Source organism: Burkholderia sp. 8Y (assembly GCF_902506145.1).
Lineage (GTDB): Bacteria > Pseudomonadota > Gammaproteobacteria > Burkholderiales > Burkholderiaceae > Caballeronia.
Genome location: NZ_LR733520.1, coordinates 1,486,827 through 1,506,675, shown reverse-complemented (window position 1 = coordinate 1,506,675; position 19,849 = coordinate 1,486,827). Strand labels below are relative to the sequence as shown.

General features: G+C 65.4%; 19 protein-coding genes. 8 read left to right on the top strand and 11 right to left on the bottom strand.

Annotated features, from left to right (window positions below):
- Nucleotides 1-8 precede the first annotated feature (8 nt).
- Nucleotides 9-593, bottom strand: a complete 585-nt coding sequence (locus tag GV035_RS17565) for an AAA family ATPase (RefSeq protein ID WP_159836282.1) — start codon at nucleotides 591-593, stop codon at nucleotides 9-11.
- 23 nt (nucleotides 594-616) lie between these two features.
- Nucleotides 617-1,930, bottom strand: coding sequence for a cation:proton antiporter (locus GV035_RS17560; protein WP_159836281.1), 1,314 nt, complete (start codon nucleotides 1,928-1,930; stop codon nucleotides 617-619).
- A gap of 164 nt (nucleotides 1,931-2,094) precedes the next feature.
- Between GV035_RS17560 and GV035_RS17555 the strand changes: the two genes are divergently transcribed.
- Entirely contained in the window at nucleotides 2,095-3,477 is a 1,383-nt protein-coding gene (locus tag GV035_RS17555) for an FAD-containing oxidoreductase (RefSeq protein WP_159836280.1), read from the top strand.
- A 320-nt stretch (nucleotides 3,478-3,797) separates the two neighbouring features.
- On the opposite strand, the gene GV035_RS17550 is transcribed toward GV035_RS17555, so the two are convergent.
- The 4 genes from GV035_RS17550 to GV035_RS17535 all read right to left on the bottom strand — a co-directional run bounded on the left by GV035_RS17550 (nucleotide 3,798) and on the right by GV035_RS17535 (nucleotide 7,712).
- The gene (locus tag GV035_RS17550; RefSeq protein ID WP_159836279.1) at nucleotides 3,798-4,073 is read right to left on the bottom strand and encodes a hypothetical protein; all 276 of its coding nucleotides are present in this window, start codon (nucleotides 4,071-4,073) and stop codon (nucleotides 3,798-3,800) included.
- 493 nt (nucleotides 4,074-4,566) lie between these two features.
- Entirely contained in the window at nucleotides 4,567-5,802 is a 1,236-nt protein-coding gene (locus GV035_RS17545; RefSeq protein ID WP_159836278.1) for an MFS transporter, read from the bottom strand.
- Between the two features lie 31 nt (nucleotides 5,803-5,833).
- Nucleotides 5,834-7,030 (bottom strand): PRC-barrel domain-containing protein, encoded by a 1,197-nt coding sequence (locus tag GV035_RS17540; RefSeq protein WP_159836277.1) that lies wholly within the window; start codon nucleotides 7,028-7,030, stop codon nucleotides 5,834-5,836.
- Nucleotides 7,031-7,157: 127 nt separating this feature from the next.
- Nucleotides 7,158-7,712: an ankyrin repeat domain-containing protein gene (locus GV035_RS17535; RefSeq protein WP_159836276.1), complete on the bottom strand. Its 555-nt coding sequence runs from the start codon at nucleotides 7,710-7,712 to the stop codon at nucleotides 7,158-7,160.
- Between the two features lie 336 nt (nucleotides 7,713-8,048).
- Between GV035_RS17535 and GV035_RS17530 the strand changes: the two genes are divergently transcribed.
- The 4 genes from GV035_RS17530 to GV035_RS17515 all read left to right on the top strand — a co-directional run bounded on the left by GV035_RS17530 (nucleotide 8,049) and on the right by GV035_RS17515 (nucleotide 12,488).
- Nucleotides 8,049-8,681, top strand: a complete 633-nt coding sequence (locus GV035_RS17530) for a DUF938 domain-containing protein (protein WP_159836275.1) — start codon at nucleotides 8,049-8,051, stop codon at nucleotides 8,679-8,681.
- A gap of 458 nt (nucleotides 8,682-9,139) precedes the next feature.
- Complete coding sequence (locus GV035_RS17525; protein ID WP_159836274.1) at nucleotides 9,140-10,321, top strand: aromatic ring-hydroxylating oxygenase subunit alpha; 1,182 nt, start codon at nucleotides 9,140-9,142, stop codon at nucleotides 10,319-10,321.
- 90 nt (nucleotides 10,322-10,411) lie between these two features.
- Nucleotides 10,412-10,711: a hypothetical protein gene (locus GV035_RS29500; protein ID WP_159836273.1), complete on the top strand. Its 300-nt coding sequence runs from the start codon at nucleotides 10,412-10,414 to the stop codon at nucleotides 10,709-10,711.
- A 529-nt stretch (nucleotides 10,712-11,240) separates the two neighbouring features.
- The gene (locus GV035_RS17515) at nucleotides 11,241-12,488 is read left to right on the top strand and encodes a porin (protein ID WP_159836272.1); all 1,248 of its coding nucleotides are present in this window, start codon (nucleotides 11,241-11,243) and stop codon (nucleotides 12,486-12,488) included.
- Nucleotides 12,489-12,569: 81 nt separating this feature from the next.
- Here the strand turns inward: GV035_RS17515 and GV035_RS17510 are convergent, their stop codons facing one another.
- A complete protein-coding gene (locus GV035_RS17510; protein ID WP_159836271.1) occupies nucleotides 12,570-13,328 on the bottom strand; it encodes an SDR family NAD(P)-dependent oxidoreductase in 759 nt (252 codons plus the stop codon).
- A gap of 198 nt (nucleotides 13,329-13,526) precedes the next feature.
- Between GV035_RS17510 and GV035_RS17505 the strand changes: the two genes are divergently transcribed.
- On the top strand, nucleotides 13,527-13,937 hold the full coding sequence (locus tag GV035_RS17505) for a hypothetical protein (RefSeq protein WP_236572651.1): 411 nt from the start codon (nucleotides 13,527-13,529) through the stop codon (nucleotides 13,935-13,937).
- Between the two features lie 22 nt (nucleotides 13,938-13,959).
- Here GV035_RS17505 and GV035_RS17500 read toward each other — a convergent pair whose 3' ends face one another.
- Nucleotides 13,960-15,003 carry a DUF2235 domain-containing protein gene (locus GV035_RS17500; RefSeq protein WP_159836270.1) on the bottom strand — a complete coding sequence of 348 codons (1,044 nt, stop codon included), beginning with the start codon at nucleotides 15,001-15,003 and terminating at the stop codon, nucleotides 13,960-13,962.
- A 177-nt stretch (nucleotides 15,004-15,180) separates the two neighbouring features.
- Here GV035_RS17500 and GV035_RS17495 point away from each other — a divergent pair, with 177 nt between their 5' ends.
- Nucleotides 15,181-15,399, top strand: coding sequence for a hypothetical protein (locus GV035_RS17495; protein WP_236572650.1), 219 nt, complete (start codon nucleotides 15,181-15,183; stop codon nucleotides 15,397-15,399).
- A gap of 165 nt (nucleotides 15,400-15,564) precedes the next feature.
- Nucleotides 15,565-16,656: a hypothetical protein gene (locus GV035_RS17490; RefSeq protein ID WP_159836268.1), complete on the top strand. Its 1,092-nt coding sequence runs from the start codon at nucleotides 15,565-15,567 to the stop codon at nucleotides 16,654-16,656.
- Nucleotides 16,657-16,862: 206 nt separating this feature from the next.
- Here GV035_RS17490 and GV035_RS17485 read toward each other — a convergent pair whose 3' ends face one another.
- The 3 genes from GV035_RS17485 to GV035_RS17475 all read right to left on the bottom strand — a co-directional run bounded on the left by GV035_RS17485 (nucleotide 16,863) and on the right by GV035_RS17475 (nucleotide 19,804).
- Nucleotides 16,863-17,552, bottom strand: a complete 690-nt coding sequence (locus tag GV035_RS17485) for a class I SAM-dependent methyltransferase (RefSeq protein ID WP_236572648.1) — start codon at nucleotides 17,550-17,552, stop codon at nucleotides 16,863-16,865.
- A 196-nt stretch (nucleotides 17,553-17,748) separates the two neighbouring features.
- Nucleotides 17,749-18,387, bottom strand: coding sequence for a hypothetical protein (locus GV035_RS17480; protein WP_159836266.1), 639 nt, complete (start codon nucleotides 18,385-18,387; stop codon nucleotides 17,749-17,751).
- A gap of 22 nt (nucleotides 18,388-18,409) precedes the next feature.
- Nucleotides 18,410-19,804, bottom strand: a complete 1,395-nt coding sequence (locus tag GV035_RS17475; RefSeq protein ID WP_159836265.1) for a selenium-binding family protein — start codon at nucleotides 19,802-19,804, stop codon at nucleotides 18,410-18,412.
- Nucleotides 19,805-19,849 lie beyond the last annotated feature (45 nt).

Below are 19,849 nucleotides of genomic sequence, written 5' to 3'. Positions count from 1 at the left end.
TCCTGAAATCAGGTGTGAGCGACGAGCCGCGCGAGCAGACGCGCCTCGTCGTCGGCCGTCGCCGCCGTGTTGTCGAACATCTGCAGATCGGCGGCGAGCGCATCGTCGGGAAAGAAAAGACGCTGCCGGTAGTCGTCCCAGTGCGCCAGTTTGTATGCATCATTCGGATTCGCGCGCGCGGCGATCCGCTCGCGCGCCACATTCTCGCCGACATGCACCCACACGACGCGAATCGTCACATCGTCGCCTATGCCGAGCCATGCGCGATCGAAGAGCCGCCGCTCGCGCACTTCGCGCGACAGCGGCGCGACCACGACGACGCTCACGCCGAGCGCCAGATTCTCGGCGGCGGTATCGACGAGACTCCGATACTCCGGGTCGCGCAGATGCTGGATAAAGAGCGGACTGTCGCGGTCATGCGGATCGCCGGTCAGCGCGCCGATGGCCGCCGCGCTGTACGCGCCATAGAGCGTGTCCTTGTCGAGCAGGCAGAACGGCTCGTACGTTTCGCGCATCAACGGGGCGAACAGGCGCTTCGCGAGCGTCGTCTTGCCGGTTCCCGCGTGACCGCAAAAGAAGAACAGATGCTTCATCGCGTGTCGCCTGTATTCTGTATTCAATAGTTTTCATGCGCGCGCTGGTAGCGGTTCATCAGCGGCGTCGATGTCATGCCATGCACGATCACCGACGCGGCAATCGTCGCGATGATGATCGGCGTGAGCGGCCCGGCCACTTGCTTGGGCGCGTGTTCGATTGCATACAAGAGATAGTAGAACGAGCCGACGCCCCGAATCCCGAACCAGCCTATCAAAAGCCGCTGCCCGCGCGACGCGCACGAGCCGACGAGCGAGGCCTGCACCGCCAACGGCCGTATCACGAGAAACAGCCCGCCGATGATGATGACCGCGCGCCACGTGAAAAGATCGCGCCACAGGGTCGCGAGCACGGAGCCGACAAGCAGCATGATCGCCACTTCGGCGATGCGTTCCAGTTCGATCGTGAAGCCGTGCACGCGCTCGGCCATGAACGCGTGCGCGCGCTCGGGATCGGATGCGGTCGCGCTCATGTCGTCGGCGTCGACGGTGCCGACGGCCTCTCGCGCGGACTTGTCGCCGCTTGCGCGATGTTCGACGCGGCGCATCGCCAGGCCCGCCGCGAACACGGCGAGGAAGGAATACGAATGCAGCAGCTCCGCGACGCCGTACGACAGCGCGATCAATCCAAGCGCATAGAAGCCCTCCGAGCCGAACGCTTCGCCATGACGCGTGCGCAGATACGCGACCAGACGCACGGTCAGTTCGCCGAGCAGCCAGCCGCTCGCGAGCGCGCCGAGCGTGCCCCACACGGCCTGCAGAATGAAGCTCCACTGCAAGGCATCGTGCGGCGATGCCTCGAAGCGGCACACGGCAATGCCGAGCAGGGCGAACGGCAGCGCGATGCCGTCGTTCAGGCCGCCTTCGCCCGTCAGCGAGAAGCGGAGCAAGTCGGTGTCGCCGGGGGCTTCGACCTGCACGTCGTGCGCGAGAACGGGATCGGTCGGCGCGAGCATCGCGGCGAGCAGCAGCGACGCGCCCCACGTCATGCCGAGCACGTACGTGCATAGCAGCGTGAGCGCGGCGATGGTCAGCACCATCGCGACAAAGCCCAGACGCAGCGGCAGCAGCCAGCGGCGGTCGGTGGGCGGCACGCGCAGGCGCAGCCCGATGGCGAAGAGCGACACGAGCATGCCGACTTCCGTGATGAGACGCAGGACGGCTGTATCGCCGTCGAGCCGGATATGCAGAAGATCGGTGACGCCCGGCCCGAGCGCGAAGCCGATGGCGAGATAGCACATCGCGGTGCTGATCGGCAGGCGCTTGAACGTCGAGCTGGCGAGGCCCATGAAAATGAGCACGCCGCCGACGACGAGAAACCAGATCGTCTCGGTCATGAAAGCCTTGAAGCAGTGGAGCGGCGAAAAGCCGGGCGAATGCGCATCTAGCGGTGGCGAGCACGGAGCATGCCCGTGCGCGGCGTTCGGCGTAAGATGGCCGGTCATCGGCAATGGTTCGTCCTTTGTCTTCGAGAGCGCACACCGGCCAGGGAGGCTCACGCATGTCACAGCAATTCGATGCAGTCGTCATCGGCACGGGGCAGGGCGGCTCGCCGCTCGCCGTGCGGCTCGCGCAGAGCGGCAGGCGCACTGCCGTGATCGAGCGGCATCTGTTCGGCGGAACGTGCGTGAACGTCGGCTGCACGCCGACGAAGACGTATGTCGCGAGCGCACGCGCGGCGCACGTCGCGCGCACGGCGGCGAAATACGGCGTGAATATTGGCGGAGCGATCACGGTCGATATGGCGCGCGTGAAGGCGCGCAAGGACGAGGTCATCGGCGCGTCGCGCGACGGCATCGAGCAATCGCTGCGTGAAACGCCGAATGTCACCGTATTCAAGGGCCACGCGCGCTTCACGGGCCCGCACGCGCTGCGCATCGAGGGCAGCGACGGTGCAACAGAAGACATCGACGCCGGCATGATCTTCATCAATACGGGCACCCGCGCCGCGGTGCCGGCCATCGACGGGCTCGATGGCGTGCCGTATCTCACCAATTCCACCGTCCTCGAACTGACCGAGGTGCCGGAGCATCTCGTGATCGTCGGCGCGAGCTATATCGCGCTGGAGTTCGGGCAAATGTTCCGCCGCTTCGGCAGCCGCGTCACGCTGCTCGTGCGCGGCGAGCGCATTCTGACGCGCGAGGACGCCGACATCGCCCGCGCGATGCAGGACGTGCTTGCACGCGAGGGCATCGAGTTCCGCTTTGGCGCGCAGCCACGGCGCGTCGAACGCGTGAACGACGGGGTGCGCATTGCGCTCGGCGATGCCTCCATCGACGCATCGCATCTTCTTTTCGCGACGGGCCGCACGCCGAACACCGATGATCTCGGGCTCGACCGAGCGGGCATCGACGTGAACCGGCAGGGGCTGATCGACGTGGACGGCCAGTTGCGCACCCAGGTAGACGGCGTTTGGGCGATCGGCGACGTGAACGGGCGCGGCGCGTTCACGCATACATCGTGGAACGACTACGAGATCGTCGCGGCCAATGTGCTCGATGGCGAATCGCGCAGCGTCGATACGCGCATCATGACGTACGCGGTGTTCGTCGATCCGCCGTTCGCACGCGTCGGCCTGAGCGAGGAAGAAGTGAGGCAGGACGGCCGCGACGCGCTGATCGCGACGATGCCGATGTCGCGCGTCGGCCGTGCGCGCGAGCGGGGCGAAACCGACGGCTTCATGAAGGCGCTCGTCGATGCAAAGACGCTGCGCATCCTCGGCGCGGCGATTTTTGGCATCGAAGGCGACGAGGTGATTCACACGTTCGTCGACATCATGAATGCCGACGCGCCGTACACCACGCTGCAACGCGCGATGCACATCCATCCGACGGTGAGCGAACTGGTGCCGACGTTGTTGGGCGGGTTGAAGCCGCTCGAATGACTGCGCCGGGCGCGTGTCCTTGTTCCGCGCGAGGGCGGCGCTGAACGTTAGCGGCATTTTGAATGCCGACGCGCCGCACACTGAATGCAACGCGTGCTGCAAGTCGCTCTGACGGTGAAGTAACGGGTGCCGACGTTGTCGCTCTGTTTGGAGTCGCTGGAATAACCGCCCGCCGCGTTTCCTCGTTCCGCGCGACGGCGGCGCCGAACGTTATCGGCATTTTGAATGCCGACGCGCCGTACACTGAATGCAATGCGCGATGCGGATCCGTTCGACGGAGGGCGAACTGGTGCCGGCTTTGTCGGCCGGTCTGAAGCCGCTCAAAGTACCGCGCCCGCCGCGTTTCCACGTTCGGCGCGAGAGCCGCGTCGTGCGGCTTTGGCATTTTGAGTGCCGACGCGCCGTACGCCACGCTGCAACGCGCGATGCACATCCATCCGACGGTGAGCGAACTGGTGCGGATGTTGTTGGGCGGTCTGAAGCCGCTGGGATGACTGCGCCTGGCGCGTGTTCTTGTTGCGCGCGACGGCCGCGCCGAACGTCACCGGCATTTTGAATGCCGACGCGCAGCACACTGAATGCAGCGCGAGCTGCATGTCGCTCTGACGGTGAGCTAACGGGTGCCGACCTTGTCGCTCGGTCTGAAGTCGCTGAAATGTCTACGCCCGCCGCGTCGCGCGTCGTCGGCATTTTGAATGCCGACGCGCAGCACACTGAATGCAACGCAAACTGCGTGACCCTCCGACGGTGCAAACTATTGCCGACGTTGTCCCGCGGTCCGAAACCGCTGATATGACCGCGCCGGCAGCGCCGAACGCCATCGGCATTTTGAATGCCGACGCGTCGCACACTGAATGCAACGCGAGCTGCATGTCCCTCCGGCGGTGGCTTACTGTTCGCGACGTTGTCCCGCGGTCAGAAACCGCTGAGATGACCGCGCCGGCGGCGCCGAACGTCATCGGCATTCCGAATGCCGACGCGTCGCATACTGAATGCGACGCGCGCTGCACATCAACCGACGGTAAGCGAACCGCTGCGTACTGTCTTTCGCAATCTCAAGCCGACGAATTGACGCCTCGCACCGCGTCCTCAAGCCTCGACCGGCGGCTTCTGCACCTTCGCCGCGACCGCCGCTCCCCGCGTTTCCGGCATCGCGAGCCAGACGAGCGCGACCGCGATCGCGCCCGCCGCCGCGAGCCCGAAAAAGCTCATCGCCGTGCCGAAGCGGTCCGCGGCGAAGCCCGCCGCCGCCGTCGACAGCGTCGCGCCGACGCCCGCCGCGAGGCCGAAGAAGCCGATCGTCAGGTTGTAATGCCCGCGTCCACCGGCGACATCGGCGGCGATGAGCGGCAGCATCACGCCAAACACGGCCGCGCTGATGCCGTCGAGCATCTGCACCGGCACGAGCAGATACGGACTGCTCACGCCCGCGAAGAGCAGCGCGCGCACCGGCAGCGCACAAAAGCCGAGGATCAGCACGGGACGGCGTCCCCATTTCTGCGCCTGCCGCCCGACCCACGGCGAGAGCGCCGCCACGATGAACTGCGGCACGATGATGCACGCCGCGATCACGAGTTGAACGTTGTCGCCCATGTGCGCCGTGACTTCGCCGGCGGCGAGATTGAGCATCGCGGCGTTCGAGAGGTGGAACAGCACGACGCACGCCGCGAAGATCAGCAGGCGTTTGTCCTTGAGCAATTGGCGCAGCGATTCGCGCTCTTCGCCCTCCGGCGTGAGCTTCGGTTTGCCCGGCGTGAGCGGCGCGGCGGGAAGGGCTTCGTAGTGGATCATGCGCAGCGCGAAGATCGCGGGCAGCGCGAGCGCCGCCGTCAGGAAGAACACCGAGCGCAGCGACAGATATTCGCCGAACGCGCCCATCAGCGCCGCCGTGAGCGCGCTGCCGATCGACGCCCAGCGCGCGTTGCGCCCAAGCCGGTCCCCGAGATCGGCGCGCGAGACGAGCGCGAGCGAGATCGCGGCCATCGCCGGAACCAGCATGCAGCTCGCGAAGCCGTGCAGCACTTCGGCCGCGAAGACCGGGACGAAGGTCGGGCTCGCGGCGAGCAGCAGCGCGCTCGCGATGATCGCGACGATCGCGGAGAGAGCCGCGAACTTCTTGTTGCGCATGGCGTCGACGAGCGCGCCCGCGGGAAGCTGGCTCGCCATCGCGCTGACCGTGCCGACGGACAGCATCAGGCCGATCTCGCCCTGCGTCCACTTGTTGGCCGCGAGGTACGAAGCGATGAAAGGGCCGAAGCCGGTCTGCACGTTGGCGACGAAGAAGTTCAGCCAGTCGAGCGCGCGCAGACTGCGTGCAATTACCATGTCGTGAATCGGTTATCCATGTCGTGATCCGTTATCGGGCCGGGCGCGCGCCGGAAGACGGCGTTTGCGCCGCGACCGACCCCGAGGCGGTCGTGCCGCCCGACGTGCCCGCGCCAGCCGCCGCCGCGCCATTTGCCGCGCCGTTCGCCCCTCCGCTCGCCCCTCCGCTCGCCGCAGCCGACGAAGCCGGCGCAGGAACGGCCGGCGACACGATCTTGATCGGCTGCTCGGGCGCATAGGTGGGCGCGGCTTTCAGTTGCGCGTCGTTGAAATCCATCTGTAGCGCGAGCTGCTTGTTGCGCGACACCACGTGCAGGTCGCCCCAGTTCGCCGCGACGTGGCGCTTTTCGCCGGCGAGCGAGCTGGATAGATCGACGACGAGCGCCTGCGGCTGCGCCTGCGAATCGACCAGCACGTCCACCACCCGGCCGATGCGCGCGCCATTTTTCTGCGTGACCGTCGAATCGACGAGCTGCACGAAATTGGCCGGCGCCTCGTTGATGGGCTGCGGCTTCGGCACCGCGTCCGCCGCCGGCTTGCCCTTCGCGGGCGGCGGCGGTGGCAGGAAGGTGATCGGCGCGGTCTTCGAGTTCGGCGTGAAGCGGAACGCCGTCCACGGGAAGTTGACCTTGCGATCGCCGATGCCGAGAAAGCCCGACAAGTTGACCATCAGCAGCTTGGGTCTCGAGGACGTATCGACATACAGATCGACCGCGCGGCCGACCACTTTGCCGTCGGGACGCTGAACTTCGGCATCGAGCACGCCGTGAAGCTGGTCGTGCTGCATGAGGCGCGTCGAGATGATCTGCGGCGGAGGCGGCGGCTCGGGCGGCTCCGGCGGCGGCGTCACGACCGGCTCCGGCGGCTTGGGCTTCACCACGCGGCGCTTTGGCTTCGGCGCGGGCGCTGGCTTTGCCGCGGACGCGGGCTCCGGCGCGGCGACGACCGGCGCGGGTTCTTCGGGCTCGGTGGATTCGGTTTCGCTCGGCCCCGGAATGTACGAGTGCTCGACGATGGGCGCGGGCGTCTGAAAGACCGAGCAGGCCGAGAGGCTGCACGCGCCGAGCATGACGAGGACGGTGGAAAGCCGCAGCGCGCGTACGCGTGCGACGACCGCGAATAACAGCGCGAGCAGTCGCGTCGCCGCGTGTTCGATCGAAAAAGCCGGCACGAGGGCGGCCGCGCCGACCGACGACGCATCGCCTCGATGCGAAATACCGCCTGCCATCACAAACGCTCCATGTGTCCGGGCCGCCTTCCAGTTTCTGTTCGTGTCGATGGACGCGATGCGCGCCCGCGCCCGCGTCCGCTCCGTTCGCTCCGTGCGCTCCGTTCGCCGTACTCGCTCCACGCGCTCATGCGCCGCGCGGCGCGGGATGATCCGCGAGCCGCGCCGCCGTGTCGGAGGCGCCCATTTTCGCGGCGGCTTCGCGCGCGGACGAACCGCCCTGATCGCGTGCGTCTGGATTCGCGCCGCGCGCGATCAGCAGATCAAGAATCTCGACGCGGTTGAACATGGCCGCGATCATCAGCGCGGTACGGCCATCGGGCGATGCGCCTTCGACGTCCGCGCCGTGGTCGAGCAGCGTTTGCACGACATCGATGAAGCCCTTGAACGCCGCGCCGGCAATCGGCGTCTGGCCGTTGTCGTTGCGCATCTCCGGATCGGCGTTGTGTTCGAGTAGCACGCGCACAGCGTCGGCGTGGCCGTGGTAGCTCGCGAGCATGACGAGGCTGTCGCCTTTGTCATTGCGCAGGTTCGGCGGCAGGCCCTTGTCCAGCCAGGCTCCGAGAAGCGCGGCGTCGCCCCGGCGCGCGGCGTTGAAGACTTCGTTCGCGAACGCGATGGTCTCTTCGTCGGGGCCTTCGCGCTCGGTTTCGCGCGGGTTCTGATTCGGATCCTGCTGCATGTTTCGCTCCGTGTCGGGCGCGCGGGCGCGCCGTTTCGTCGTGATGCCTCTTGTGCCGCGCCTGCGCCCGGATTCGCCAGGACTGCGGGCTGAGCGCGCGGATGGCGTTGGGCGCATGCCGGATCATCGGCAGCATACACAGGTTTGATGACGCGCCGCGCCTGGGCGGCTGCTTGTGGCGATGGTCAGCCCCGGCAGCATGTTCCGCGCCACGGCGTTGCGGCGCTTGATCGCCGGCTTCATTACGGCTTCGTCACCGATCTTTCACCGCTTGACGCCGGGGCACGCGCGCGCTTAGTCTCGCTGCGACCCTCCGCAATTGCACGGCCACTCCTGATGCAAACTCCATCCCATTCCGAAGCCAGCGTGCGCCGCCGGGCGCCCGCCGCCGAACGCAATCGCGATGCGATTCTAACGGTCCTTGCCCGCGTGCTGCCGCGAAACGGCGTCGTCCTCGAAATCGCGAGCGGCACCGGCCAGCATGCGGTGCATTGCGCGGCGGCGCTGCCTCACATCGTCTGGCAACCGAGCGATCCCGACGCCGCTGCCCGCGATTCCATCGCCGCGTGGCGCACGCATGCGCGCCTTGTCAACCTCGCCGCGCCGCTTGCCATCGATGTGACGGGCAGCGACTGGGGCATCGGCGAAGTGGCGGCCATCGTCTGCATCAACATGATCCACATCGCGCCGTGGGAAGCGGCCGAGGCGCTCTTTCGAGGCGCGGCCGAGCGTCTCGCTGCGGGGGGCGTACTGTACCTGTACGGACCATATCGGCGCAACGGGGCGCACACTGCGCCGAGCAACGAAGCATTCGATGCTCAGCTGCGCGCCACCGATCCGCGCTGGGGCGTGCGCGACCTGGAAGCCGTCGAGACGCTCGGGCGCGACGCGCGGTTCACGCTCGCCGAAGTCGTCCCCATGCCGGCGAACAACTTTAGTCTTGTATTCGTGAAGGATGGACGGGCGTAGGCGGGTCTTCGTGCTTCCGGTGAGGTGGGGATGCTAAGTGGGGCTGAGACGTGTCGTTGTTAAGCGCAGCTGACACCTAGCGTAAGAGACGTACGACAAAAGACGCGCCGCAGAGACGCACGGCAGAGACACGCCGCAGAGACGCCCGGCAGAGACGCCCGGCAGAGACGCACGGCAGAGGCGCACGGCAGAGGCGCCCCGCAGAGACACGCCGCAAAGACGCGCCGGAAAGACGCACCGGAGAGACACGCCGCAGAGACGCACGGCAGCGACGCACGGCAGCGACACACCGAAAAAACGCACCGCTCAAACCCCGCCCTCCAACCCGCCGCCGCGTGCCTTTCCACCCGCGCCGAAACCCGCCTCGCCGTGTAGACTGCGGGGATCGTTTGTGCGTCGTTTCTTGCGCTGCTTTGACGGGCGCGTCACCCGATCTCCCTCTACCGGAGGCGTTTCACATGCACGCAGCGTTGCCGCAAGGCGATGAGGATGCCGCTTCAACCGATGCGCCCGGAAGCCCGCGCGACTTGCGCCGCATCGACATTCATCCCGATCACTGGTATCCGCTCGCATGGTCGCACGAAGTGAAGCGCGGCCACGCGCACGCCGTGCGCTTCGCGGGGGATCCGATCGTGCTCGTGCGCCCGGATTCGGGCAACGTGTTCGCGCTCGAAGATCGCTGCGCGCATCGGCAAGTGCCGCTATCGGCGGGCGTCGTGGATGGCGAATCGATTCGCTGCTGCTATCACGGCTGGACCTACGACTGCACCGGCCGCTGCACCGACATCCCCTATCTCGGCCGCGAGCGCCTGCCCAACGGCGTGCGCGCGTATCCGTGCCGCGAGGAAGCGGGGCTCGTGTTCGTCTTCACGGGCGATCCGCAGCTCGCCGCCGCCGCGAAGTTTCCGTCGCTCGTGAGCGCAGCCGACAAGGCTTACAAGACGCGCCGCTTCGGCCGCGAGGTGAAGTGCCACTACACGTTCATGCACGAGAACCTGATGGACATGAATCATCAGTTTCTGCATCGGCGGCAGATGGGCAGCATGCGGGCGCGTTCGCTCGGGCGTCGCCGGGGCGAAGACTGGATCGAAGTCGACTACACCTTCGCGCGCGAGGCGGGCAAGCAGCCGATCGGCGAGGCGCTCGTGTTCGGGCAGAAGCGCGGCGAGAAGCAGGCCGAGAAGCAGGGCGACAAGCCGGACGCGCCGCAGAAGGACGTGATGACCGTCCGCACCGATTATCCGTACCAGACGCTCAAGATCCGCACGAGTGACGAGACCATGGTGATGGACCTGTGGATCGCCTACGTGCCGCTCGATGCCGAGCAGCGCACCAACCGCACCTTCGGCCTGTTGTCGATCCGCCGCCCAAAAATCTCCGGCCTGCTCGATATCGCGTGGCCGCTGCTCGTGTGGTTCACCGAGCGCATTTTCAAGGAAGACCGGTGGATCGTGGAGCGCGAGCAGGAGGCGCACGACCGGCAGGGCGCGGATCATAACCACGAAGTCTTTCCGGTCATCAACGAGCTGCGCGCGCTCCTGATGGAGCATGGCCTGCCGCATGGCGCGGCCGCGTCGCATCCGGGCGAGGGCCGGCGCGTGCATCGGATCGTGCCCGTGGAGGAGTTGCCGGCGTCGTGACCGCGACACTGCGGCGCGGTGTGACCGGATTGCGGCCATCGCGCGGCAGCGTTATACAGAAAGGGTCCACAGCCAGGAAGGCAGATCATCATGAACAACGACCCGTCACAGCCGCATGATCCGAGTGATCCTCGCGAGCCACGCCCCGTTTCATCGAACCTCGACGCAGCGCATCCCGAGCTCGAGCATTTCGATGCCGCCATCACGCACGTCGATGAATCCGTCGCCGCGGGACGAATGGCCGCAGGCGCGGCAAAAGGCATCCTGTACAGCCTGATCGAGACGCTCGGCACGCTCGTCGGCGATCCCGATCTGCCTTCGCACGCCCGCTCGGGATACGAGGGTCTGCTCGAAACCGCGCGGGAATTGCGCTCGCGAATCGAACAGTAGAACCGTAACGTTCTTTGCGTCGAGCTTTCCGAGCCGGCGGGCGCGCTGGCGTGGTGCTTGCGCGCTTACGGTTAGCCTGCGCGCGCTTCGCTCTGGCGCTTGCTTCGTCGTGTCGCCCGGAGCGTAGACGCCCGGCGCATCGGGCGCGAGCGCGATGCGTACCTTTCCCGCAGGCTCGCGCAAGGCGAGCCTTTCTTCTGCTTCTCCGCGATCCTTTTCCGGCAAGCGTTTGCGCCCGTTTCGTCTCCGACGACTCAGCGACGCCGCCTCCCAGCCGACGCCCGCGCGCCCGCCGGGCGTTGGTTCTCTGTCAGTTTCGTGCCCGGTTGCCAAATATTTGCGCTCAAGCAAATACTGGTTAACCACACGGTGAAAAAAAAAGACACCAATGTTCACGATTCTTTCGGATTCCATCCGCAAGCCATACACTTGCCAGCGATAAAAGTCGCGCTCGCGGGGCGGTTGCGCACCGGTTCCAGCGTCGGCCACGAAGAGTTCGCTCATACCGCACAAAGCAAGAGGAGAAGAAATGAAGGGTTTCAAAATGACCAGGGCTGCCGTCATCGCCGCGACCGCATTCGCAGCCGCCGCGCCGGCGTTCGCGCAGAGCAGCGTGACGCTGTACGGTATCGTCGACGATTCGATCGTCTATCAGAACAGCCAGACGAACCTCGCGCGCAGCACACCGGGCCGCTCCAACGTCAAGATGGCCTCGGGCATCTGGGCTGGCAGCCGCTTCGGTCTGAAGGGCGCGGAAGATCTCGGCGGCGGCAACAAGGCCATTTTCCAGCTCGAATCGGGCTTCGATATTAATAGCGGCGGTCAGCAGTTCACCAACGCGATGTTCGGCCGTCAGGCATGGGTCGGTCTCACCAACGCGAACTACGGTACGTTGACGTTGGGCCGTCAGTACACGTCCTACTACACGCTGCTGTCGCCGTATAGCCCGACGAACTGGCTGACTGGCTACTTCGGTGCGCACCCCGGCGATATCGACAACATGGACACGATCTACCGGGCGAACAACTCGGTCGTGTACACGTCGCCGAAGGTCTATGGCTTCACGGTCAGCGGCTCATACTCGTTCGCAGGCGTGCCGGGCAGCGCCTATCAGGGCTCGGCGTGGTCGGCGGCGGTGCAGTACGCGCAGGGTCCGGTCGGGATGACGGTCGCGTTCGAACGCTTCAACAATGCGGCCAACGGCGGCGGCATCTATAGCGGCAGCTCGGCCGTCGTCAACAGCACCACGGCGACCGATGGCTCGGGCCAGCCGGGCGTCTCCGCGCTGACCGCGGGCTATCAGCGCGCACAGGCGCAGAACCGCTTCGCCGTCGCGGGCGGCTACGCGTTCAACAGCGCGTGGGACATCTCCGTGACGTACTCGAACGTCCAGTACATCCCGGGCGCCAACTCGCTTTTCACCGACGAAGCAATCTTCAACACGGCGGGCACGGTGCTGCACTGGAAGGCATCGTCGGCATGGGACTTCGGGGCGGGCTACAGCTATACGTGGACGAGCAAGGCGAACGGCATCACGAGCGCGGCGTCGTATCACCAGTTCAACCTGTCGCAGTACTACTCGCTCTCGAAGCGCACGGGCTTCTACGCGCTCGAAGCGTACCAGCGCGCCAACGGCAATACGCTCTCGGCGCCGACGGGCAACACGGCGGGCCATCAGGTGACCGCCAACGCGACGCTCGGCGACGGCTTCCAAGGCGTGCCTTCGGCAACGCGCAATATGTTCGGCGCAGGCGTGGGTATTATCCACCGGTTCTAAGCCGCACTTGCTTCACAGAAAACCGGACGCCTCGGCGTCCGGTTTTTTTTTTGCGCCAATGTTCCCCCCAAATGCTGCCCGTCAGATGAACATCCCGCCCGATACCTCGACGCGCTGCGCCGTCATCCACCGATTGCCGTCCGAGAGCATCGCCGCGATCGCGCCGCCGATATCGTCCGGCAGGCCCACGCGCCCGAGCGCCGTGTTCTGCGCGACGAATTCGTTCACCTCCTGGTTGTCGCGCACGACGCCGCCGCCGAAATCCGTCTCGATCGCGCCCGGCGCGATGGCATTGACCGTGATGCCATGCGGACCGAGCTCCTTCGCGAGATAGCGGGTCAGCACCTCGACGCCGCCTTTCATGGCCGCATAGGCCGCGTATCCTGGCAAAGCAAAACGCGTCAGCCCGCTCGACACGTTGACGATGCTGCCTTCTTCGTGCAGGAACGGCAGCAGCGCCTGCGTCAGAAAGAACGGTCCTTTCAGGTGAATATTCACGAGCTGGTCGAACTGCTCGGGCGTCGTGTCGGCGAAAGCGGCGTGTATGCCGATTCCCGCGTTGTTCACGAGGAAGTCGAAGTTCGTGCGATCGAACGACTGTTCGAGCGCCTTGCACACCTCGTCGGCGAAGGCGCCGAAGGTTTCGCTGCGGGCGACGTCGAGTTCGAGCATCGCGCACTTGCAGCCGAACTCCTCGATTTCACCGGCCACGGCTTCCGCAGCCGCAGCGTCGCTGTTCCACGTGCCGATGATGCCCACGCCCTGTTGCGCGAGCTTCAGCGCCGCGCTGCGTCCAAGCCCGCGTCCCGCTCCGGTGATGACTGCGACTTTCGCGCTCATGGTTCCGTCCACTGGCTGCTCCTTTGCGTTGCGTTGTGTTGTGCGTTGCGTTGAGTTGCGTTGGGTGCATCGGCTTATTCCAGCACTCTAGGATGCGGCGGCCCGCAATGGAAAGGTTGCGCGATGCTGCGTCATGCGCGAATCGGGCGCGTCACTTGCTGCGCGGTGATGAGCAAACGCATCTCAGGAGAAGCAGCGATGACGACGCAAACGAATTCGAATGCAAAAGACCAGGCCGGCTCGACGTCCGCTTCTGGCGATCCCGTCGGGCTGGAGCGGCCGTTTCGCCTGTTCGCGGTGGAGCAGCGCGTGCTGGCGCAGAACGTCGACGGCAAGGTGATCGACATCGGCGCGATGGAGTCGAAGGGCGGAGAGTACTGCGCGCGGCTCGATGTGGACGACATTTCCGTCGAGCCGAAGCGCAGCGCGGAGCTTGCGCTGAAGGCGCTGGTCGACAAGCTGACGTTCGATTATCTCGACGGCCTCTTCACGAGCGAAGGCGAAGCCGAAGTGACAGGCCGCCTGCAGGATTTCCCGAGCGTCGAATTCGAACTCGAAGAAACCCTGCCGCGCGACATGGTGGACCGCACGCCGCCGCACCTGTTCTGAGTGCGCCGGTAAGCAGCGCGTCTTACGTCCCCACAGGCAGCGCGCGCAACTGGTCGCGCAGCACCGGAAACGCATCCAAAAAACCGGACGTGGCGAGCCGGTTCGCAAGACTCGGATCGACGGTTTCGTTGAGCGCGGCGCCGGCCACGCGCGGCTCTTTCCTGCACACGTCTTGCAGCAGCGGATTCATCTTTGTGAATTCTGAATACGAATCGATGGGCTCGCAGGCGAACGCCTCTTTCGGAATCGGAATGGGCCTGTCGAACTGGAGGCCGTGAAACTGTCCTTTCTGCCGGAGCCATTCCGCCGGGATCAAGGGCAGCAGGTCGGCGGGATCGCGCGGCGGGCTCAGATAGCCTCCGCCCACATTGGCATGCGCGCCCGCGAACCATCGCTGCTCGAGCGGCAGCGTTCCACGGTCCTCGGTGCCCTGCGTCCATAGCGTCGGCTTGTAGAGCGAGCGGAATTCGTTCGCGGCTATCGCGTGGTACGCCGCGCGCGTGCTGTTGGCGAGCGTGGTGTCGTGAAAGTTGTAGTAACTGGAAAAGCCCGGCACCGGCAGCCCGCCAATGGGAATGCCCAGTTCGCCGACGGTATCCCATACGCCGATGAACGCGACGTCCACCTCGCGCGAGAACTGCTTGCGGTACGCCCGCACTGAGTCGTCTGATGGCCCCACGCCCTGATCCCGATAGATGCCGTAGGCCTGATCGATGGACGCATCGCTCCAGTCGTTGGAGAGGCCGCATTTGCGGATCAGCCCGGCGAGGCTGCGCGCTGAGTAGGCGCCCCGCGAGAAGCCGAAGATATAGATCGATGCGTCCGGCTTGTACCGCTCGCACAGCCACGCATAGCCGCTCTTGATGTTGGCCGAGAGGCCGTCGCCGAATGCCCCGCCGAGAAACTTGTTCGCCAGCGCGAAGAGGCCGTTTCCCTGCGTGCCGACGCCCGGCACGTACAGCGTTTCCTGATCGTCTGTTTCGGGCGCGAGCTTGTAGAGGAGATAGGCGTTGGTGCGGTCGTTCGGCTCGTTCCAGGTGCCGTCGAAGAAGAGGGCGAGTTTCATGGCGAGGGTCTCCTGAACGTAGCCTTTCAGCTAAGAAATAGGAAATCGCCGCGCGGCCTGCAAGGGGTTCATTGCATGCATCATGCAGACGGCGCGGCGGCGCTGTATTTTGGCGGATACGGGAGAGGGCGGAGATCGAGCATCGACGCACGCATCCCGTCTTTCTTGCGGAGGTGAATGATGAATACCAGGCGCCTGGCTGCTTTCGTCCTTATCGCGGGTGCAACGCTCGCAAGCGCGGCGGCGCATGCACGCGACGATGGTCCGCGCTTCGCGCAGGACCGTCTCGACGCGCTCGTCGCGCACCACGCCGAGGCCAACCGGCACATCGCGCGTGCGCGTCATGACGCGACACCGCCCGCCGAGCGGCGCGAGCAATCGAATAACGCCTCCTGAGCGAGAACTTTCGTCGGTCGCGTGCCCGTGCCTTCGCGCAATGCGAAGGCACGGAACGCGCGCTTGGCCGCACTTGACTCGAAAGGTATGAGAATTGCTGCCGGCCCCGGGTGCTCCGCGGCCATTGCGCCGACGACCCTCCTCGCTGATCTCACTCAAGGCCTTATGAACCGGACGACAACGACCAAGAACCCAAGGAAAGCCTTATCCATCGCCATACTGGGCGCTACATTTCTCGCGGCGGGCTGTTCCGGCTTCGGTCCGACGCGGTTGAAGGCCGATCAGGTCGACTACGCTCGCGCGCTCGGCGATGCCCAGAAGCGCGAAATACTCGCCGCCATCGTCGGGTTGCGCTTCGCCGATGCGCCTTCCTTCCTCACCGTGAGCAGCATCATCGCCGCCTATACGTTCGATGCAACGGGCGGCGGCATTCTGAATGCAGGTTCCGGCGCCCAGCCGAATTACGCCCAGGCGTCCGGCAGCGTTTCGTATTCCAATCACCCGACGTTCACGTTCACGCCGACCACGGGCGACGCCTACGCGAGCGCCTATATCCGGCCGCTCTCGCCGACGCTCGTGCTGCCGCTCGCGGAAAGCGGCATTCCGATCGACTTGTTGCTGCGCATCACCGCGCAATCCATCGCGGGCCTGCAGAACGGCAATGCACTCGGCGGCCCCAATGCCGCGGGCGCGCCGGAGTTCTTCCTGTTGATTCAGGCGCTGCGCCGTCTGCAACTGGCGGGCGAATTGAACGTGGAAACGCGCGATCAGGATCATGCGCCCCGCATCTTCATGACGCTCGGAGCGACGCGCAGCGGCGCCAACAAGCAAACCGTCGACGACCTGACGCTCGTGCGCAAGCTCCTGCATCTTTCGCCGAAGATGAAGACCTACGAGATCGTGTACGGGCAGTCGTCGGACCACGATCGCATTCCGATGGTCACGCGTTCGGTCCTCGGCATCCTGACGGATCTCGGCGCGCAAATCCCGGTGCCGGACGCGCAGCTCGGCAGCGGCGCGACGAAGCCGACGATCGGGCTGATCGGCGGGGAGACGCGTCCGACGATCGTCGTCAGAGTGGGCGAGAAGGCGCCGCCCGACGCCTACGTGAGTGTGCTCTACGACAAATCGAACTACTGGATCGACCGCGCCGACTTCGATTCGAAATACGCGTTCACGGTGGTGCAGAACCTGATGGCGCTCGGCGAGGTGACGGATACGGCGAAGGCGCCGGTCGTCACTATTCCGGCTAACTGACGGGCGGTGTTTTGCATTCGGCGTGCTGCGTGCGGCATCGTGCATGCAGAATGCCAAACGCCAGCCGGGCGGCCAGGGGCTTCGCAGAGCGTCGTTACGCGCGATCGCCGTCACCGTACCGCATCGGTGCCAGACGCCTTCCTCAGGGCGCTCGGCGGAGTAAAGAACCTGCCTAATCTCCGCCGAGAACCCATTCCCCGTGCGCGTCAGCTTCGCGCGCGCGGCCTGCAAATCATGAAGTACTGCGAACTGACCCACCACGGCGCATGAGGCACCGGACTGGTATGCACCGCATCGAGCGCGAACCGCTCGCTCACCACGTCGCGCAGTTCGCGAAAGTCGAAGCCCTTGTGGGTCGTGCGCGGGTTCTGCGGCCGGCTGACGCGAATGCCGACCATCGCCTTGAGCAACTCTGCGGGCGTGTATTCCGATTTGAGCGTGCGGCTGCGGATCATCCAATTCGATACTTTTGGGGCGATCGCGAGGCCGTACATGATCGGCACGGAGACGACGAGCGCGCCATCGGGTTTGAGGATTCGCGCCGCGTCGTCCAGCAGCGCATCGACTTCGCGGGGATAGAGATGCTCGCACACCTCGAAGGCTGTCAATACATCGACGCTACGCGATGCGACGGTATCGAGCGACTCGGCATACTTCACCTCAGGAAACGCCGGCGCCATGAACTTGTCGTGGCCGACGAGCGTGATGTCCCGTCGCGACTCGCCGAGCGTGTGCAGGAAAAGGCCCGGTCCCGCGCCGAAGTCCACCACGGTACCGCGTGCGGGGCATAGGCCGGTGACGAGCTCGGTCGCCATCGTCATGCGGGTGCGATGCGCGAAACGCGCGAGCGGATTGATCGAATTGACGGTTTGTTCTTCGTACGAGATTTCGCGCATGACAGAGTCCCCGTTGTTATGACTTGTGTCGGACCGGCCTGGTCCGTATCTCGGCGCAGCGAAGCGTTCTTTATTCGTCATTTCGAGCGATATTGCCGGGACGCCCAGTGTCGTGCAATCGGTGGCGGTAGGCGTTACCCGCCGAACTTCTGCCGGCGCCCGCCATCGCTTTGCGCAACGGAAACGGGCATCAACGCTACAGGAAGAGCCAGACGCCACATGCGATCAGCGCCACACTCCAGAGCCAATCGACATTGACCCAGCCCGTGCGCAGGAAGCCGAGGCCGGTGCGCTCGTGCAGCGACATGGCGATGAGCGCGATGGCGGCGATCACCACGAGCATCGCCGCGGTATGCACGGACAGCGCAAGCGCGCCGGCTTCGAACGCGGCTGCCGATGTCTTGCCCGCCGCGCCCGCGCCGCCGCAAAACGGCAGCAAGGCGGGCACGAGCATCAGGCCCGCGCCATGCGCGCTCGACATCACGAAGGACCAGAGCGCGAGACCCGCAAGACCGGTACGCATGCCCACGGTCGGACGTCCGCGATGTCCGCGCCACGCACGCCATAAGCCCCAGCCGATCAGACACACGCCGCAGCCGCGCGCAAGCGTCGCATGACCAACGACGGAGCCGAGCGTCAGCACGCCCGCGAGCACGAGCGCCACCGACGCCGCGTGCCCGAGCGCGATCGGCACGAGCGACACAAGCACGACGCGCCTGCTATGCGCGTAGAGACCGAGCGCGAGCGCGAACAGCCAGCCCATCGCGGGATTCGCGCCATGAAATGCGCCGAGTCCCGCAGCCGTGAGCCAGAGCGCGGGCGGGGCGGCGTTCATCGGGGAACATCCCGCCTGCGCATCACGGATAACAATAGGAGTCCGAAGAACAATCGCCGCCTTGCAACCGTATCTGATGCGGGCGATGTCCTTTCGGCCAGTCGATGAAGAACTTCTCGTCCGCGCTCAGTCCGCCGTTCGGATCGGCGTCGAGCTTGACCATCCAGCCATCGATGCCTTCGGGGTAGAACTGCGCATCCACCGCGCCGTAGAGCGAGTTCGTGAAGTACACGCGCCGTCCGTCGCGGCTCACTTCCACCATCTGCGGACCGCCGTTGAGCGAACCGTTCTTCGCGCCCGCATGCGTCGCGCGCGCGACCACGCCGCCAATGCGGACCTTGCCCGTGAGCTTCGGCGCGAAGGGATCGGAGACGTCGTATTGCAGCATGTCGCCGGTGCCCCAGCACGACACATAAAGAAAGCGGTCATCCATCGACAAGTCGATGTCGGAGACGAGCGGCGGCACCGCGTCAAAGCCCTGCAACAGCGGCGGCAGCACGGAAGCATCGGCAGGCTCGGCTGGAATGTCGATCACTTTCTTCACGGCCCACTTGTCCTTGTCGCGATACCACGTCCAGATCGACGAGGACAGGTCCTTCAGGCTGATGACGCAATTCACGAAGCCGTACGCCTTGGTCGGATCATGCGCGGGCCGCAGTTCGAAGACGAGTTGATACTCGTCGCCGAAGTCGATCTCCTGTATGTGCTTCCTCTTCGTGAAGTCCCAGAAGTGCAGCTTGCGCCCGTACTTCGCGCCGAGCAGCAGTTCGGGAATGAGGCCCGCTTCGATGGTGTCGGGCGTGCCCCATTCGCTCGTCACCATCGTGTCGTAACCGAGATGCCACCAGCCGTCATAGGCGAGTTGCTGCGGTCCGCGATCCACTTCCCAGCGGCCGAGCGGATCGAAGCTCTGTTGATCGAGCAGCAGCACGCCGCCGGGCGCCTTGCCTTCGGCGTTGCCGAGCGCGGTGACATAGATGCCGCCCGGTCCGCAATGAACGGTGTGTGGCCGCGTATAGCCGGTTTTCTCGGCAAGTTCTTCAGGTTCGATCGTTTTGACGATGACCGGCTTTTTCGGGTCCGGCTTCGTATCGATGATATGAATGCGCGACGAACGCAGCCCCGGCACGACGAGATAGCGCCGCTCCATGTGCGGATGCGGTGCGTTCGGGCACAGGCACGACGAACAGGCGTTCCAGCCGAAGTGATGGAGTTCATCGCCTGCGTCGGGCATCGACAACTCGCCGACGATCTGCGTATAGCTCGATGAATCCGGATCGACATCGACGACGGCGAGTTTGTCCGGACTCTTGCGCTCGGGATCGAATGTCGCGACGTACGCGAGCGTTTCGCGCGGCGCCTTCGCGGCGAGACGCGGTGATGGGTAGAAGCTCGGATCGGGTTTCCATGTCGCCATGTCTGTCTCCGTCGTGCGGTCCTTTGCACTATAGGCCATGCGTTC

Excerpts from the sequence above, each read along its gene's own strand:
- GV035_RS17565 (WP_159836282.1), bottom strand. The coding sequence starts at position 593 with ATGAAGCATCTGTTCTTCTTTTGCGGTCACGCGGGAACCGGCAAGACG.
- GV035_RS17560 (WP_159836281.1), bottom strand. The coding sequence starts at position 1,930 with ATGACCGAGACGATCTGGTTTCTCGTCGTCGGCGGCGTGCTCATTTTC.
- GV035_RS17555 (WP_159836280.1), top strand. The coding sequence starts at position 2,095 with ATGTCACAGCAATTCGATGCAGTCGTCATCGGCACGGGGCAGGGCGGC.
- GV035_RS17550 (WP_159836279.1), bottom strand. The coding sequence starts at position 4,073 with ATGCAGCTCGCGCTGCATTCAGTGTGCTGCGCGTCGGCATTCAAAATG.
- GV035_RS17545 (WP_159836278.1), bottom strand. The coding sequence starts at position 5,802 with ATGGTAATTGCACGCAGTCTGCGCGCGCTCGACTGGCTGAACTTCTTC.
- GV035_RS17540 (WP_159836277.1), bottom strand. The coding sequence starts at position 7,030 with ATGGCAGGCGGTATTTCGCATCGAGGCGATGCGTCGTCGGTCGGCGCG.
- GV035_RS17535 (WP_159836276.1), bottom strand. The coding sequence starts at position 7,712 with ATGCAGCAGGATCCGAATCAGAACCCGCGCGAAACCGAGCGCGAAGGC.
- GV035_RS17530 (WP_159836275.1), top strand. The coding sequence starts at position 8,049 with ATGCAAACTCCATCCCATTCCGAAGCCAGCGTGCGCCGCCGGGCGCCC.
- GV035_RS17525 (WP_159836274.1), top strand. The coding sequence starts at position 9,140 with ATGCACGCAGCGTTGCCGCAAGGCGATGAGGATGCCGCTTCAACCGAT.
- GV035_RS29500 (WP_159836273.1), top strand. The coding sequence starts at position 10,412 with ATGAACAACGACCCGTCACAGCCGCATGATCCGAGTGATCCTCGCGAG.
- GV035_RS17515 (WP_159836272.1), top strand. The coding sequence starts at position 11,241 with ATGAAGGGTTTCAAAATGACCAGGGCTGCCGTCATCGCCGCGACCGCA.
- GV035_RS17510 (WP_159836271.1), bottom strand. The coding sequence starts at position 13,328 with ATGAGCGCGAAAGTCGCAGTCATCACCGGAGCGGGACGCGGGCTTGGA.
- GV035_RS17505 (WP_236572651.1), top strand. The coding sequence starts at position 13,527 with ATGACGACGCAAACGAATTCGAATGCAAAAGACCAGGCCGGCTCGACG.
- GV035_RS17500 (WP_159836270.1), bottom strand. The coding sequence starts at position 15,003 with ATGAAACTCGCCCTCTTCTTCGACGGCACCTGGAACGAGCCGAACGAC.
- GV035_RS17495 (WP_236572650.1), top strand. The coding sequence starts at position 15,181 with ATGATGAATACCAGGCGCCTGGCTGCTTTCGTCCTTATCGCGGGTGCA.
- GV035_RS17490 (WP_159836268.1), top strand. The coding sequence starts at position 15,565 with ATGAACCGGACGACAACGACCAAGAACCCAAGGAAAGCCTTATCCATC.
- GV035_RS17485 (WP_236572648.1), bottom strand. The coding sequence starts at position 17,552 with ATGCGCGAAATCTCGTACGAAGAACAAACCGTCAATTCGATCAATCCG.
- GV035_RS17480 (WP_159836266.1), bottom strand. The coding sequence starts at position 18,387 with ATGAACGCCGCCCCGCCCGCGCTCTGGCTCACGGCTGCGGGACTCGGC.
- GV035_RS17475 (WP_159836265.1), bottom strand. The coding sequence starts at position 19,804 with ATGGCGACATGGAAACCCGATCCGAGCTTCTACCCATCACCGCGTCTC.